The sequence below is a fragment of the Tepidimonas sp. genome, from assembly GCF_036825565.1.
Classification (GTDB): domain Bacteria; phylum Pseudomonadota; class Gammaproteobacteria; order Burkholderiales; family Burkholderiaceae_C; genus Tepidimonas.
This window is the reverse complement of record NZ_DAISXZ010000055.1, coordinates 1-15,460: the sequence shown is the minus strand read 5'-3', so window position 1 is coordinate 15,460 and position 15,460 is coordinate 1. Positions and strand designations below refer to the sequence as shown.

Below are 15,460 nucleotides of genomic sequence, written 5' to 3'. Positions count from 1 at the left end.
CTGTTCTGCCAGCCCAAGGACCTGGAGCGCGAGATCTGGGACGGCTACCGCCTGGGCCCGGCGGCCGCGCCCGGTGCACTGGGGGTGGACGAGGCCCACTCGGTCGTCGAATTGGACGCGCGCCTGCCGAAGCTGCTGGAAAACCGCCGCGCCGTCTGGTACCCATTTGCCACGCACGCCGGGCTGGAGGCGCGCATCGACGGCTGGCTGCACAAGGTGCGCGCCCGGGTGCGCTATGGGGTGCTGTGCCCCGATGCGCAGCGCGACGTGTGCGCCCTGCTCGACGAAATGCGCTTGGTGAAGGACGCACACGAGCTCGGCGTGATGCGGCGCGCGGCACAGATCAGCGCACGGGCGCACATCCGGGCCATGCGCCGCTGCGCGGCCATGATCCACGCCGGCGAGGAGGTGCGCGAATACCACCTGGACGCAGAGCTTCTGCACGAGTTTCGCCGCAGCGGCTCGCAGTCACCGGCTTACGACAGCATCGTCGCCGCAGGCGCCAACGCCTGCGTGCTGCACTACCGGGCCGACGCCGCCCCGGTGCGCAACGGCGATCTGGTGCTGATCGACGCCGGCTGCGAGCTGGACGGCTACGCATCCGACATCACGCGCACCTTCCCCGCCAACGGCCGCTTCAGCGGGCCGCAGCGCGACCTGTACGAACTGGTGCTGGCCTCGCAGCAGGCCGCCATCGACGCGACCCGCCCCGGGGCGCGCTTCGTCGATGCGCACGATGCGACGGTCAAGGTGCTGGCGCAGGGCATGCTGGACCTGGGCCTGCTGGACAAGAACGACGTCGGCCACCTGGATGACGTGATCGAGAAGCGGCACTACTTCCGCTTCTACATGCACCGCACCGGCCACTGGCTGGGGCTGGACGTGCACGACGTCGGCAGCTACATTGAGCCGGCCGAGGTGGGCCAGGTGAGCGAGCGGCGCGACCCGCTGAGCGGCGAGATCATCCGCGACCGCCCCAGCCGCATCCTGCGCCCGGGCATGGTGCTGACCATCGAGCCCGGCCTGTACGTCAGCCCGGCCGCCGGCGTGCCCGAACACTTTTGGAACCTGGGCATCCGCATCGAGGACGACGCCGTGGTGACCGACGACGGCTGCGAACTGATCACCCGCGACGTGCCGGTGGCGCCCGACGCGATCGAGGCGTTGATGCGGGGGTGAAATGAAACCCCAAGGCGTCAACAGACGCCCTGGGGCGCAGCCACTGGGTCACTGGAGGGGACGATAGCAGTCCGTCCCGTCTTTGCCGACGTCGGGACACAATGCCCCAGCCGGCAGTTTTTGACTCCAGATCAAGTGCGACGCCGCCGACCCCGCGACGCGGTAGGCAAAGTTGCTGCTGTCACGCACGACCTGCGACACCAGCGCATTGATAAGCAACGCCGCCACGCTGCTGGTGTCTTGGTCCACGTCCTCCCACTTGGCTTTCCCCTCCCAGAGCAGGCGCCCGGTCTTGAGTGAGACCAGCCGCCCTCGCAGGTGGACACGGGCCACGGTCCTCACCAGTTGGTAGTGCGTTCCGTAGTCGTCGATGTCCACGAAGAGCGCGGCATCGGTGCCAAACACCTCCGCCAGTTTCTCGACCGGGATCTCCTGCACCAAGCCCCAGTCGGTGACCCCGTTGTCCCGTAGCACCTCTTGGACCACGGTGGGGGCAGGCACCTCGTAACCCTTGGAGGCCAGGGCGACGTACACGTGCGGATAAACGCTCTCGCTCGCCCGCAGGTCCTTGGCATGGTTGACCGGCGGCAGCACCACCACGGACTGCGGTTTTTCGACGGCGTACTCCGGGGTCGCCACCGCCAAACGGTTGGGATGCCCGAGCCCCCCGCCATGATTTTGCGCTTGGGCGCCAAGGGGGAGTGCCCCCAGAGTCATGGCCAGCGCCATCACGCCCAACCAGCGATCATGACTTTTCATCGGACTTGCCTCCCTTCGCTTGTTGTGCTTGTTGTTTTTGCAGCCACGTCACGAACGCACGCAACGACGGGTAACGCTGCGCTTCGAGCTCGAGATACTGCTGCGCCTGATCGTGCTGACCCAGCCGCTGGTGGAGCAAGGCCATGTGCATGGCCATACCAGGTGGCATCGGCGTCCCCGCTTTTTCCATCAGCGCACGCTGCTGCTCCATCGCTTTCAATTGCTGCTCGGGCGGCAACGCCTGCTTCAAATCCTCGTGCAAGATCGTGGGGTATTGACCCCACTCGTATAACGGAGCCCGTTTGGGCCCGGACGCACAACCGGCCAATACCACCGCAGCCGCGACGACGGCCAACGCACTCGATCCCGCGCGCATTTTCGCTCCCTGTCAGTTGGCCCAGCGGCGCACATCCAACCCCTTGACCAAATCATCGACCGCCTGACGAATCGCCAAATCGATGACTTTGCCCACCAGGGTGGAATCGTATCCTGCCGTCCCACCAAAACCCAGCACTTCACGGGCCGCCAGCGCATATTCCCCCGCGCCTTGGGCAGAGGCAACCACCGCGCCGGATTGGACATCGGTGACGTTGATCATCACCTTGGCATACGCGACCTGCTCTTTGCCCCGGCCCAATATGCCGAACAGTTGTTTGTCTCCGACCTCTTTGCGCCCCATCTCGGTGATATGCCCGGAAACGACGAATCGCGCCCCCTTGAGACTGAGCTGCCCACCGGCAATCGACGTCTCCTGCCGGATTTCACTCATGTTTTCTCGATCCATCGCCGTGAAGCGCCCCGTCTGCGTCAAGTGGGCGATCAAGGCAGTCTTGGCTTGGTTGCCGACGCGATCCACCCCATCCGAAAAGGCGCCACGCATGAAAGCGCTCTGATTTTCGAATTTACCGATGGACACCGAAACCCGTTGCTGCACCGGGACCGGGGCCGTCGCTTGCGCAATCGCCGCTTGGGTTTGTGTGGCAGCAACAACGCGGTTCGTCTCCGTCGCACACCCCGCCAAACCGAGGACGACCGCCGCGCCCCCAAAAACCAGCGCCATCCGGACGCCGGTACCCTTCAGCATACCTGTGCTATGCTTACTCACATCCCCCTCCCTTCTTGCATGTCGTTGATGATGCGTGCCGCAAGGACTGGCGACACCGGGTCAAGTGTATTCAATTGGTTGATCGCTCGAGCCCGCCCCGCCCGCGTGTTGCATGCCCGCGACACCTCCGCACGAACCAACCCTTCGGGAAATTGGGGGCGATCATCCAAGCGGCAACATGTACCGGGTACTTCATCCGCAACGACGCCCCAATGTCGCCCGCCCGACAAACTGCAAGGGAGAACCCGAATATCCAGACATGCGCACGGATTTCTACGATGCAGCATTCGGATTTACCTTGGAGGAGTGACCCATGCGCTGGATGCATCGCCTGACTGCCGTTGCCATGGCTGCCGTATTGACCGCGTGTGGCAGCGGCACCGACGTGACGGCGATCAGGGTCGCCGGCGACAGCCTGGCCGATGCCGGGACGTTCGGGTTCAAGTTCACGGTGCAAAGCGCGACGCTGGCGCAAACGCGGATCTGGGTCGATCACGTGACCGATGCCGCGGACGTGGGCACGCTGTGCCCGCGCTACACGGCCACCGGGCCGAATGCCGTCTCGGCCAACCCGGCGGCGGCGCAATGCACCAGCCACGCCGTCGGGGGCGCGCGCATCAATGTGGCAGGAACGGCCGGAGACGCCACCCCACTGTCCATCCCGCAGCAACTGCGCGATCTGGGTGCCTCCGCCTATGGCGACCGGGAGGTGCTGCTGGTCGTGGGCGGTGGCAACGATGCCGCCGACCTGATCGGGGCCTACCTGGGCGCCTCGGCGGACGGCGGGGCCGCGTATGTGGCTCTGCTGGGCGAGCTGCTCAGCCCCGCGCAGGTCGCCCAGGCAGTGGCCGGGGGCAACGCCGGGCTGGCCCAGGCGGGCGGGCTGTATATGGCCGCGCTGGCCGACCAATTGGCCGACACGCTGCAGGCGCAGGCACTGGCCAAGGGGGCCAAACGGGTGGTCGTGCTCAACGCGCCGGACGTGACGCGCACCCCGCGCTTCCTGGCGCTGCTGGCAGCCGTCGCCCAATCCAGCGGCGGGGGCGCGACGGGGGCGGCCGTGGCCGAGCAGATCGCCACGACGGCCCGCGCCTGGGTGAGCGCCTACAACAGCCGGCTGGCCCAGCGCTTTGCGACCGAATCGCGGGTGGCGGTGGTCGACTTCTTCGGCGCCCTGAACCAGTGGCTGGCCTCACCGGCAACCTATGGCCTGACCAACACGACCTCACCCGCATGCCCTGCCACGGGGACCGATGCCCGGGGTTTGCCGACGTACAGCATCCAAACCTGCACCGAGGCGTCGCTGACCGCTGCCGCGCCGGCCGGCGCGGGCGCGGGTTGGTGGAACAGCTATGTGTTCTCGGACAACTTCCACGGCACGCCCCGCACCAACGCGCTGATGGGCAGCCTGGTCAACGACACGCTGCGCGCGCGGGGGTGGACGTAACAGACGCCGGGCGGGTATAACCGCCCGCAGATCCTCACCCCCTGCGCCGCCACGCGCGCGGATTGCCCGCCCGCAGGCAGGCGCGGCGGTAGGCGATCAGCGTGGCTGCGGCGCGGCCGAGCACGCTTTCGGGCGGGAAGGCTTCGTCCGGCGGAGCCACGCCGCCGCCCGCTGCCCGGGCCCCTTCGGCGCCGAAGGGCACGCCGGTCAGCAGGGCCATGCCGTCGGCGACGTGGTCCACGGCCCAGACGTGGAAACATCCTGCAGCAACGGCCTCGCAGACCTCGTCGGCAAGCATCAGATGGCGGCGGTTGCGCGCGGGGATGAGGACGCCCTGGCTACCGTCCAGACCGGCCGTGGCGCAGACGCGATAGAAGCCTTCGATTTTTTCGTTGACGCCGCCGATGGGCAGCACCTCGCCAAAGGCGTTGATGGCGCCGGTGACGGCAATGCCCTGCCGCAACGGCAGGCCGGACAGCGAGGACAGTAGGGCGTAGAACTCGGCGCACGAGGCGGAGTCGCCCTCGATGCCCGCGTACTCCTGCTCGAACATGATGGATGCGGTCAGCGCCAGCGGGGCCAACGGGGCGAACAGGGCCGACAGGTAGCTGTGCAGCACCAGCACGGCCTTGTCGTGGATGGGGCCGGAGAGGGCCACTTCGCGCTCGATGTTGAGCAGCCCCTCGGTCCCCGGCAGGGTGCGTGCGGCCACCCGTATGGGCAGACCGAAGCGGTAGTCGCCCAGGTCGATGACCGACAGGCCGTTGAGCTGCCCGACGCGCGCGCCGTGCAGGTGGACCAGGCGGTCGCCATCGGCCACGGCCTCGCGCAGGCGCTCGTCCGGGTAGTCGTGGCGGCGGTTGCGGGCGGCGATGGCGACGGCCACGTCCTCGCGTTCCACCCGGCGGGCACCGCGGCGGCGCGCGACTTCGGCGGCTTCGACCACCAGGGCTTCGGTGCGCGCGAAGGCGGCGCTCTGGCGGGCGCGGTCCTCGGCCTCGCGGTGGCTGTCCTCGATCAGACGCGCCACGGCCGCCGCGCTGAAGGGCGGCAACCCCAGGCGCGCGCCCGTGTGCGCGACGAAGACGCCGGTGGCGCGTCGTGTGGCATCGCTGGCGCCGAAGGTCTCGGCAAAGTCCACCTTGATGCGGAAGTGCCGCGCAAACTCCGGGTCGCCCTCCTGCAGGGCGTAGAACTGCTCGTTGGAGCCGATCAGCACCAGCTTGACGTCCACGTCCACCGCCTCGGGCTCGAGCGAGGTGGTGGCCAGCGCGGAGAACATCGTGCCCGGCTCCTCGATCTGCAGCCGCCCGCTGCGCAGAAAGCGGCGCAGCTTCTCCCACACCAGGTCGTCAGCGAATAGGTCGCGCAGGTGCAGCATCAGAAAACCGCCGTGCGCGCGCAGCAGGCTGCCGGCACGGATGCGGCTGAAGTCGGTCACCAGCACGTCGTTGTCGGTCTGGTATTCGATGCTGCCAAACAGCGGCCGGTACAGGGGGTTGTTCTCGATGATGACCGGTGCGCCAACCGTCTCAGCGTTGTCCACCACAAGGTTGACGCGGTAGCGCTGCAGCCGGCGCTCCAGCGCGTCGCGGCGGTCTTCTTCGTCCTCGGGGTCGGCGGGCTCGAACAGCTCCAGGTGGTCCAGTATGTCCTGCTCCACCGCATCCAGCCATTGACCGAGCTTGCGCGTGTCCTTGAACTGCTTGCGCAGTCCCTGGCGGATGGCGTCGAGCTCGCGGTCCAGCACCGGGCGCACAGCCTGCCGGCGCAGCGACTCCACGCCGTCGCGCAACGCGCGCTCCAGCGGGCCGGTCACCTCCAGAAACCGCAGGATTTCGGCACGCAACTCGCGCTCGCCCTCGTCGTAGGCGGCCCGGCGGGCGGGATCGAGCGCGGCCATGGCGTCGGCGGTCAACGGCTCGCCGCGCTCGTCGATGAGGGTAAAGATGAGCTGCCCGCTGTCGCGCCCGTGCGAACGCGGACAGGGCGGCATAGGCTTCGGCCTCGCGGTCGCTGTAGGTCTTCTCCAGCGCTGACAGCGCCGCTTTGAAGCTGGGCTCGTTGAGGCGCTTGGGGATCTCGGCCTGCAGGACGCGACAAAACTCGACCATGCGCTGGCGCAGCGCGCGCCCCTGGCCCGCAGGCAGCCGCAGCGCACGCGGCCGCTCGGGGGTGGCAAAGTTGTGCAAGTAGCACAGGTCGGGCGGCACCGGGCGGGTGGCCGCGGCGGCGCGCATCTCTTGCTGCAGCAGGGTGGATCGCCCGGTCCCCACCTCGCCCAGCACGAACAGGTGGTAGTGCGGCTGGTCGATCGCGAGGCCAAAGCGGGCGGCGGTCTGCGCCCGCTCCTGCCCGATCCACGGCAGCGGCTCGTGCGCCAGCTCGGCCGTGTCCTCGAAGCCCAGGGTGGCTGGGTCGATGCGCAGGCGCAGTGCATCCGCCGGCAGCCGCTGCGCACCGCCGGATGGGGTAGCGGCGTTTGCGGCGACAGTAGCAGGGTGGTCCATGCGGCCAGTCTAGCGCCGTTCGTCGGCGGCGACTGCGGCGCAGGTGCGACAGGTCGATATCCCGTCCATGGAAATCGCCCACAGCGCCATCCGCCTGCACAGCCAAACGCAGCACACCCGCGCTACCGTGCAGCACGAGCGGCTGCAGGCGTGGCGTGGCCCGCGTCCGGGCGATGCCGGAGACACACCGCCGACCCGGGGGCAGGGCCCCACGGCGGCGGGGCCGCGGCCGTCGGCGCAAGTCGATCTGTCGCCCCGGGCCCAAGCCGCCCGGCAATCCATGCCCTCCGCCGCATCCGACGCCCCCGATGCGCCGAGCGCGGCGGAAGATGCAACGGTACACGCTTCGCTGGATCCGCGTCTGCGCACACTGGTGCTCATGATCGAGGCGCTGACCGGCCTGCGCGTGCGGGTGTTCCTGGCCAAAGGCTGGCCCCCCGCTGCCTCCGCCGAAGGGGCGGCCGAGGGATCGAATGCTGCACCCGGCGCCAGCACAAATGCAGCCCCTGGGGGAGCGCCCGCATCCGTGGGCTGGGGGCTGGCTTACGACCGGGTCGAGATTCGCGTCGAGTCCCAGACCCTGGCCTTCCAGGCCAGTGGGCGGGTGGTGCTGACCGACGGCCGCACGACCGACTTTCGGTTGGGGTTGCAGTTGCAAAGCAGCTCGGTGAATGTGCGCACGCTGTCGCTACGCGCGGGCGATGCCGTGCAGCGCCTGAAGGATCCGCTGGTGCTCTCGCTGGACGGGGCGGTGCCGTCGTTAACCGACACGCGCTTTGCCTTCGACCTGGACGCGGACGGCACGACCGAATCGATGGCCTTCGTGGCATCGGGCAGCGGTTTTCTGGCGCTGGACCGCAATGGCAACGGCGCCATCGACGACGGGCGGGAGTTGTTCGGCGCCATGAGCGGAGACGGATTTGCCGATCTGGCCGCCCTGGACAGCGACGGCAACGGCTGGATCGATGCGGCCGACCCCGTCTTCGGGCAACTGCGGGTGTGGACGCGGGACGGTGCCGACGGTGGCGACCGCCTGCAGACGCTGGCGCAAGCCGGCGTCGGGGCCCTGTATCTGGGCCGCATCGCCACGCCGTTTGCGCTGGGCGATGCGGGACGCTTGCGCAGCAGCGGGCTGTACCTGACCGAAGCCGGCACGGCGCGCGCGCTGCAACAGATCGATCTGGTCGTTTAGCCCACCGCACGGCGCCCTACACTTGCGGGATGAACACCCCCGACACCCCCGATCCCGCTTGGGCGCAGCCACTGTCGGACGACGACTTCGAGCGGCTGGAAAGCATTCTGGACGACCTGGCCGAGCGCGGCGACGGCGTCCCCTCCTCTTGGGAATACTGCGACGGCTTCCTAACCGCGCTGATTTGCGGGCGCCGCCTGCTTGCCCCCAGCGAGTATTTCCCTGTGCTGTTTGGCGGCGAACCGGGGGGCGCTGCGGGGTTTGGCAAGGCGTCCTTCCGGGACGAAGCGCAACTGCGCGACTTTTTGTCGCTGTGGATGCGCCGCTGGAACGAAATCGCCGCCGCGCTACAAGCCCCCGTGGAGGCGCTGGACGACGAGCGCACGCTGCAACCCTATCTGACAGACGTGCGCACGGTCCTGGCCGAACTGCCTCCCGAGGCGCAGGAGCAACTGACCGCGTCTTTTGGCGACGAGCCGCTGCCGGCGTTTGCGCAATACTGGGCCGTGGGCTTTTGGGATGTGGTGCAGGCCTGGCCCGACGACTGGCGCACGCCGCGCGATCGGGAGCTGGGGCGCGACTGGGAGGACGCCCTGATGGCCGTCGCCGCGCTGCTCGAGGCCGACGAGGACGAACCGGCGGTCAACCCCGTGCGCGACGACGGGCCGCCCACCGTCAGCGCGGATCGGATCGAGCGCTTTGGCGACGCCATCTGGGCGGTGTACGACCTGCACGACATCGCGCGCTCGCTGGGCCCGCCGATCGAGACGGTGCGCAAGGCGGCTGAACCCGGCCGCAACGACCCCTGTCCCTGCGGCAGCGGCAAAAAATACAAGCGCTGCTGCGGGGCGGGTTGAGCCGGCGCGAGCGCGTCAGGCTGCCCCCGCAACCCGGGTACGCAAGCCGGCCAGCGCGTACTCGACCGCGGCCGCCCGCACCGCGGCGCGGTCGGCGTCGAAGCGCTGGCACTGCACCTGGACCTGCCCATCCACATACCAGCCAAACCAGACCGTCCCGACCGGTTTGGCGACGCTGCCCCCACTGGGCCCCGCGATGCCGGTGATGGCCACTGCCGCCTGCACCTGTGCCGCGGCCGCGGCACCGCGCGCCATGGCCCGGGCGACCGGTTCGCTCACCGCGCCGTGGGTGGCGATCAGACCGTCATCCACCCCCAGATCGGCCACCTTGGCGGCGTTGGAATAGGTGACGAAGCCGCGCTCGAACCAGTCGCTGGAGCCCGCCAGCGACGTGCAGCACGCGGCCACCAGCCCGCCGGTGCAGCTTTCCGCCGTGGCCAGGCGCCAGCGGCGCGCCAGCAGCGCCGCCGACAACTCCGCGAGCAACGGCCAGACCGCGGGAGGCAGCCACAGCAGCGGGGAGGCGGGGACCACGAGCGCACTCACAGCCTCACCCCCCGAAGACGAAGCGCCACAGCGCGATGACGAGCAGGGTGCAAAAGGCCGCCACCAGATCGTCGAACATGATGCCCCAGCCCCCGCGCCAACCGGTGCCCTTACAGACGCGGTCGGCCCAGGCGACCGGCCCCGGTTTGGCCGCGTCAAAGAAGCGAAACAGCGCAAAACACACGATCTGGCCCCACAGCCCATGCGGCGCAGCCATCCACAGCACGAGCCAGAAGGCCACCACTTCGTCGATGACGACGAAGCCGGGATCGGCCACACCCGCGCGCCGTGCGGTGGCGGTGCTGGCCCACCACCCCAGCAGCAGGGCCGCGCCGATGATGAGCGCCCACCCCCGGTCCCCAGGGGCGGCCAGCGCATCGATGACCAAAAACGCCGCCCATGCCCACAGGGTGCCGACCGTGCCCGGTGCGAGTCGCGACAGGCCGGCCCCAAGGCCCAGCGCGATCAGGTGCGACAGCCGCGCGAACATAAACCGGGCGGACGGCACGGCGGGCGCGGCCGCAGCGGTATGGGGGGACGCGCTCACCGGAACCACCCCTCGAACCCATCGAACGGCTCGAACCGGCCATCGACCAGCCGCAGCCGGGTCGGCCCGGGCAGTGCCCGCGCGCGCACCGGGTGGCGTTCGTCGCCGGGGTAGCACATGGCCCGGTGCTCGCCGTCGCGAAACTGCTCCGGCTGAATGCACGGGGGCGTGCGGTCGGCCGCCTCGGCCCACGCCGAGGCGACATCGGCATGCCGAGCCAGTTGCGCCAGCCCCATCAGTTGGGGCGGGATCAGCTCGATCTCGCGCGCCCAATAACGGGTCAAGGCCTCGCGCGGCGTCATCCAGGCGCTGTCGCTGGCCTCGAAGGCGTCGTGCCGGGCCTGCGCCCCCCGGGGCAGGCAGGCGAGGAAGAAGCGTGTGTCGAACCGCGGCGTGCCCACGGGCGGATTGCGTGGGGTAATCCAGCGCGACCAGGGGCGCAGCGCCGCTGTCGTGAGGCGCGCGCCGGCCTGCGCCAGCCGTGTGCGCCAGGGGTGAGCGGCCGCGGCGGGCTCGTCCGCGGCGCGGGGCAGCGGGGCATCCACCAGGGCCACGCCGGCCTCCTCCCACAGTTCGCGGGCGGCGGCCACGAACAGCGCCTGCGCGGCGGCTGGCGTGAGCGCCGGCTCGCCCAGCCGCGCCGGCAGTTCGGCAGGCGGCTGGTCCAAGAGAGCGGCCCATTCGGGAGCGGCATCGTCGCCATCCACTTTGCCGCCGGGAAACACGTACAGCCCGCCCAGTACGCGGGAGTGCAGGTGCCGCCGCAGCAGCAGCACCTGCAAACCCGGCGCCCCGTCACGGATGAGGACGACCGACGCCGCATCGCGCGGCGGGACGTCGTCGGTGGCGGACGCAGGGCGGGACGCGACGGCGGTGCTCATACCGGCATGGTAGCGAAATGGTCGAACCCCCCCAGCGCCACGCCGGGTGGCAGCGGGTACGGTTGCCCGTGCGCATCGCACAGGTGCACGCGCGCGGCGCCCGCGTCCAGCGCATGCGTGGCGGGTGGCCCCGCCACGATCTGGCCGATGCGCGTCACTGGGGTGGCGGCCTTCGCGGCCGCGCGCTGCACGGCCGCGCGCCGCTCCGGGGGGGCGGTGAAAACCAGTTCGTAGTCGTCGCCCCCCGCCAGCACGCAGCGCAGCGCCTCGGCAAGGGGCAGGGCGCGCACCGCCGGATGCACTGCGCCCGCGCCGAGTAGGGACTCTACATCCAGCCGCGCGGCCACGCCGGAGGCGGCCAGGATGTGCCCCAGGTCGGCCAGCAGACCGTCGCTGACATCCGCTGCCGCATGAATGATGCCGCGCAACGCCAAGCCCAGCGCCACCCGAGGCGTGGGCCGCTCCAGCCGAGCGCGCGCATGCTCGGCACCGGGCGGCGCGGGGCGCTCACCCAGCAGCACGGCCAGGCCCAGCCGCGCGTCGCCCAGCGTGCCGCTGACCCACACGTCGTCCCCGACCCGGGCGGCATCGCGCCGGCTGGCCTGCTGCGCCGGTACCTCGCCGAACACGGTCAGACACAGGTTGAGCGGGCCGGCTGTGGTGTCCCCGCCGACCAGCGCGCAGCCATGCGCATCGGCCAGCGCGAACAGACCGCGCGCCAGCGCAGCCAGCCAGGCCGGATCGGCCCGCGGCAGCGCCAGCGCCAACGTGAAGGCCAGCGGACGCGCGCCCATGGCCGCCAGGTCGCTCAGGTTGACGGCCAGCGCCTTGTGGCCCAGCGCCTCGGGGTCCACATCCGGCAGAAAGTGCCGCCCCGCCACCAGCATGTCGGTGGATACCGCCAGCACCATGCCCGGCGCGGGCGCCAACAGCGCGCAGTCGTCGCCGTTGCCCAGCCGCACACCGCTGCCGTCGGAGCGCGCCGCCGCTGCCCGCCAGAAATGGGTGCGGATCAGATCGAATTCGCCCATCGCGGGACGGCAATGAAAAACCGGTCGGCACAGGGATCGGGCGCCGGCAGAGCGGGGGGCGGCAGCGAGGTGGCAACGGTCATCGGCAGTCACACGTTTTGGGGTGCCCGGATGGTAGCGGCATGCCAAGGAATCGCGCCACAATAGAGGCCCGACCGACCGACCGACCGCACGACCGCCGCCATGAACCGCTACCGCATCGCCCCGTCTATTCTGTCCGCCGACTTCGCCCGCCTGGGCGAGGAGGTGCGCGCCGTCATCGACGCCGGGGCGGACTGGATCCACTTCGACGTGATGGACAACCACTACGTCCCCAACCTGACCGTCGGCCCCATGGTGTGCCAAGCCCTGCGGCCGCACGCCCGCACCGCCGACGGGCAGCGCGTGCCCATCGACGTGCACCTGATGATCCAGCCGGTGGATGCGCTGGCCGGTGCCTTCATCGACGCGGGGGCCGATCTGGTGAGCTTTCACCCCGATGCCAGCACGCATGTGCACCGCAGCATCCAGGCCATCACGGCGCGCGGCTGCCAGGTCGGGCTGGTGTTCAACCCAGCCACCCCGCTGGACGTGCTGGACTGGGTGATCGACGACCTGGACCTGATCCTGATCATGAGCGTCAACCCGGGCTTCGGTGGCCAGTCGTTCATCGACAGCGCGCTGCGCAAGGTGGAACAGGCGCGCCGCCGCATCGACGCCTGCGGCAAGGACATCCGGCTGGAGGTGGACGGCGGCATCAAGCCCGACAACATCCGCCGCGTGGCGGACGCCGGCGCCGACACCTTCGTGGCCGGCAGCGCCATCTTCGGCAAGCCCGACTACAAGGCCGTCATCGACCAGATGCGCGCCGCGCTGGCCTGACACACCCCGGGTCGCGGCCCCCGGTTGGCGGAGAAAAAGATCTGTCACCTTGGTGTTTTCTCGCAGCGGTCAGGGCACCGTTCTAACCGATACTTCGCACGATGCGTAAAGACGTCTTCACCCCCGCGGTGGCATTGCTGCAGCGGCTGTCAATGCCGGTCAAGATGATCGGGCTGGCGGCCGTCGTTGCGGTGCCGTTGCTGATCGTGGCCTTTTTGCTGGTGGCCGACGACTGGCGCGACCTACAGACCACCGAAAAAGCCCGCCAAGGTATGGCGGCCATGCGGGAGGTACAGGCCCTGGCCCACGCAGTGCAGGAGTGGCGCGACACCGCCGATGTGGCAGCCGCCGGAGTGGCCGCGCTGGGCGGCGCGCAGCAGCAGGCCGCGCAGCGGGCTGCCGCCGCGCTGCGCGCCGTGCATGAGCGGCTGCAGGCCCACCCCGGGTAGAACACCGAGGGCATGTGGAACCCCCTGCGCGAACAGCTCGACGCACTGCTCAAGGACGCCCAGCGTTCGGCGTCCGCCCGCCATGCCGATGCCAAGCAGGCGCTGGCGCGACTGCAGCGCCTGAGCGGCTGGATCGGCGACGCCGCGGGCGTGCAGCGCGACGCCGATGCCCTGACGGCGCACCGGGCCGCGCTGGCCTTCGAGGGCCTGCCGCCGGTGCGCGAGCTGGCCAGCCAGCTGCGCGGCCGCGCCACCGCGATGCTGGCGCACCCGGATGCAATGACCGACTCGGTCATCATTTCCAACATGGTGCGGCAGGCCGCGGCGGCGGACCAGATCGAGGTCCTGCTGTCCGCCTTACAAGAACGGGCCGATGCGCTGCAGCGCCGCGGCGCCACCGTCCCGGCCGGTTGGAGCCCCTTCCGCAGCGCCACCGACGAGCTGGTGCGCACCACCGCCGCCCATCTCAAGACCGCGGCGATGACCGTGGACAAGATGGAGTTTTACGCGCAGGCCACCCGCGCCATCGATGCACTGGCCGCGCTGGAGGGTGAGCTGGCCGACGGCGTGGAGGCTGCGTGGGCCCGGCGCAGTGCCTTGCTCAAGCGCGAGATCGCCATCGTCGCCGCGGGCTGCGTGCTGGTGCTGCTGGTCCTGAGCTACGGCATGGTGGCCTTCTACCGCGCCACGGTCGGCGGGCTGCATCACCTGAACGACGCCATCGACCGCGCCGCCGAGGGCGACCTGACCAGCAACGCCGTGCTGGCCGGCCGCGACGAGATGGCCGACATGAGCCAGCGCCTGCGCCACATGCTGCAAGCGCTATCGGAGTTGGTGGCCGACGTGCGCAGTGCCGCCGCCGTGCTGGGCCACGTGGGCCTGCAATTGGTGCAGGACAGCCAGCAGTTGGCCGAACGCACACAGAGCCAGGCCGCCAGCCTGGAGCAGACCACCAGCAACGTGCGCGCCGTGGCCGAGACAGTGCAGACCAACGCCGACAGCGCGCAGGACATCCGGCGCCTGACCGGCGAGCTCAACCGCGAGACCGAGCGCGCCAGCGAGCTGATGCAGCACACCGTCGGCGGGCTGGGCTCGCTACAGGCCACCTCGCAGCGCATGACCGAGATCATCGGCACCATCGACGGCATCGCATTTCAGACCAACATCCTTGCGCTCAACGCCGCGGTGGAGGCCGCGCGCGCCGGCGAGGCCGGCCGAGGCTTTGCCGTCGTGGCCGCCGAGGTGCGCCGGCTGGCCCAGCGCAGCCAAGAGGCCGCCAACGAGGTGCGCCAGCTGATCGCCGAATCCGCCGAGCGCGTGCAGGGCACGGTGCAGGAGATCCGCTCCGTCAACGAGGCCATGGACGTGCTGGTGCGCGGCATCCGCGACATCGCTGCGCGCATCGGCGAAATGGCCGACGCCAGCCGCCAGCAGAGCACGGCGCTGGCGGAGGTGGTGGCCGCGGTTGGCGACCTGGACAAGGTCACCTACGAGAACTCCGCCATGGTGGAGCGCACCACACACCGCGCCAACTGGCTGATGGAGCGCACGCGCGACCTGGACGAGGCCGTGCACCACATGAAGCTGCGCCAGGGCACCGCCGACGAGGCCTACGAGCTGGTGCAGAAGGCGCTGGCGCACGTCCGCGCCGTCGGCTACGAGCGCGCGGTGGAGGACTTCCACGACAAGAGTGGCCCCTTCGTCGATCGGGACCTGTACGTGTTCGTCGTCGATCGCGAGGGAACCTACCGCGTCATGGGCCTGGACCGAGCCAAGGTGGGCACACGCGTGCACGACGCCCCGGGCATCAACGCCGAGCGGTTCCTGGCCGATGCCTGGCACCGCGCCGAGCAGGGCGGGGGGTGGATCGAATACAACATCCTCAACCCCGCCACGGGGCAGGTCCGGGCCAAGTCGTCTTACGTTGTGCCGCTGGGTGATGCGCTGCTGCTGGGCTGTGGCGCCTACCGCAGCGCCCTGCGCGCCGAGGCGGACGGGCGGCCCACGTCGCCGGCGCTGGACGACTGACACCCCCAAGCCGCCCCCCAGGAAAACCCCGCCGGCCACCGCCCCGGCAGCGGGGTGCGGCACAATCC

15 protein-coding genes and 1 pseudogene are annotated in these 15,460 nt (G+C 70.1%); 7 read left to right on the top strand and 9 right to left on the bottom strand.

Going from position 1 to position 15,460, the window contains the following annotated elements; genetic code table 11:
* A partial coding sequence (locus tag V7026_RS08330; RefSeq protein WP_334154926.1) for an aminopeptidase P N-terminal domain-containing protein occupies positions 1-1,179 on the top strand: 1,179 nt, incomplete at its 5' end.
* Positions 1,180-1,227: 48 nt separating this feature from the next.
* Here the strand turns inward: V7026_RS08330 and V7026_RS08325 are convergent.
* The 3 genes from V7026_RS08325 to V7026_RS08315 are packed head-to-tail and all read right to left on the bottom strand — an operon-like array spanning position 1,228 to position 3,022.
* Positions 1,228-1,938: a GNA1162 family protein gene (locus V7026_RS08325; RefSeq protein WP_334154925.1), complete on the bottom strand. Its 711-nt coding sequence runs from the start codon at positions 1,936-1,938 to the stop codon at positions 1,228-1,230.
* Positions 1,925-2,314 (bottom strand): DUF4810 domain-containing protein, encoded by a 390-nt coding sequence (locus tag V7026_RS08320; RefSeq protein WP_334154924.1) that lies wholly within the window; start codon positions 2,312-2,314, stop codon positions 1,925-1,927. Before V7026_RS08320 ends, V7026_RS08325 begins: the two co-directional genes overlap by 14 nt.
* A 12-nt stretch (positions 2,315-2,326) precedes the next feature.
* Entirely contained in the window at positions 2,327-3,022 is a 696-nt protein-coding gene (locus tag V7026_RS08315) for a CsgG/HfaB family protein (RefSeq protein WP_334154923.1), read from the bottom strand.
* 334 nt (positions 3,023-3,356) lie between these two features.
* Between V7026_RS08315 and V7026_RS08310 the strand changes: the two genes are divergently transcribed.
* On the top strand, positions 3,357-4,490 hold the full coding sequence (locus tag V7026_RS08310) for an SGNH/GDSL hydrolase family protein (protein ID WP_334154922.1): 1,134 nt from the start codon (positions 3,357-3,359) through the stop codon (positions 4,488-4,490).
* Positions 4,491-4,524: 34 nt separating this feature from the next.
* On the opposite strand, the gene V7026_RS08305 is transcribed toward V7026_RS08310, so the two are convergent.
* Both V7026_RS08305 and V7026_RS08300 read right to left on the bottom strand, forming a co-directional pair.
* The gene (locus tag V7026_RS08305) at positions 4,525-6,486 is read right to left on the bottom strand and encodes a Lon protease family protein (protein WP_334154921.1); all 1,962 of its coding nucleotides are present in this window, start codon (positions 6,484-6,486) and stop codon (positions 4,525-4,527) included.
* Between the two features lie 154 nt (positions 6,487-6,640).
* Positions 6,641-6,730: pseudogene (locus tag V7026_RS08300) on the bottom strand (Lon-like protease helical domain-containing protein); the annotation flags it as partial.
* A gap of 337 nt (positions 6,731-7,067) precedes the next feature.
* On the opposite strand from V7026_RS08300, the gene V7026_RS08295 reads away from it, so the two are divergent.
* On the top strand, positions 7,068-8,192 hold the full coding sequence (locus V7026_RS08295) for a hypothetical protein (RefSeq protein WP_334154920.1): 1,125 nt from the start codon (positions 7,068-7,070) through the stop codon (positions 8,190-8,192).
* Positions 8,193-8,221: 29 nt separating this feature from the next.
* Complete coding sequence (locus tag V7026_RS08290; protein WP_334154919.1) at positions 8,222-9,049, top strand: UPF0149 family protein; 828 nt, start codon at positions 8,222-8,224, stop codon at positions 9,047-9,049.
* Between the two features lie 15 nt (positions 9,050-9,064).
* Here V7026_RS08290 and V7026_RS08285 read toward each other — a convergent pair whose 3' ends face one another.
* From V7026_RS08285 to thiL, 4 genes are read right to left on the bottom strand one after another with little or no spacing between them, the layout of a single operon-like run.
* Complete coding sequence (locus tag V7026_RS08285) at positions 9,065-9,583, bottom strand: CinA family protein (RefSeq protein WP_334154918.1); 519 nt, start codon at positions 9,581-9,583, stop codon at positions 9,065-9,067.
* Between the two features lie 16 nt (positions 9,584-9,599).
* A complete protein-coding gene (locus tag V7026_RS08280; protein WP_334154927.1) occupies positions 9,600-10,085 on the bottom strand; it encodes a phosphatidylglycerophosphatase A family protein in 486 nt (161 codons plus the stop codon).
* Between the two features lie 53 nt (positions 10,086-10,138).
* Positions 10,139-11,023 carry an NUDIX hydrolase gene (locus V7026_RS08275; protein ID WP_334154917.1) on the bottom strand — a complete coding sequence of 295 codons (885 nt, stop codon included), beginning with the start codon at positions 11,021-11,023 and terminating at the stop codon, positions 10,139-10,141.
* The gene (gene thiL, locus V7026_RS08270) at positions 11,020-12,054 is read right to left on the bottom strand and encodes a thiamine-phosphate kinase (protein WP_334154916.1); all 1,035 of its coding nucleotides are present in this window, start codon (positions 12,052-12,054) and stop codon (positions 11,020-11,022) included. The genes V7026_RS08275 and thiL overlap by 4 nt, the downstream gene beginning before the upstream one ends.
* Before the next feature lie 183 nt (positions 12,055-12,237).
* On the opposite strand from thiL, the gene rpe reads away from it, so the two are divergent.
* The 3 genes from rpe (at position 12,238) to V7026_RS08255 (ending at position 15,392) form a co-directional block, all read left to right on the top strand.
* Complete coding sequence (gene rpe, locus V7026_RS08265) at positions 12,238-12,915, top strand: ribulose-phosphate 3-epimerase (RefSeq protein WP_334154915.1); 678 nt, start codon at positions 12,238-12,240, stop codon at positions 12,913-12,915.
* A 101-nt stretch (positions 12,916-13,016) separates the two neighbouring features.
* The gene (locus tag V7026_RS08260; protein WP_334154914.1) at positions 13,017-13,364 is read left to right on the top strand and encodes a hypothetical protein; all 348 of its coding nucleotides are present in this window, start codon (positions 13,017-13,019) and stop codon (positions 13,362-13,364) included.
* 12 nt (positions 13,365-13,376) lie between these two features.
* Positions 13,377-15,392: a methyl-accepting chemotaxis protein gene (locus V7026_RS08255; protein WP_334154913.1), complete on the top strand. Its 2,016-nt coding sequence runs from the start codon at positions 13,377-13,379 to the stop codon at positions 15,390-15,392.
* Positions 15,393-15,460: the final 68 nt, after the last annotated feature.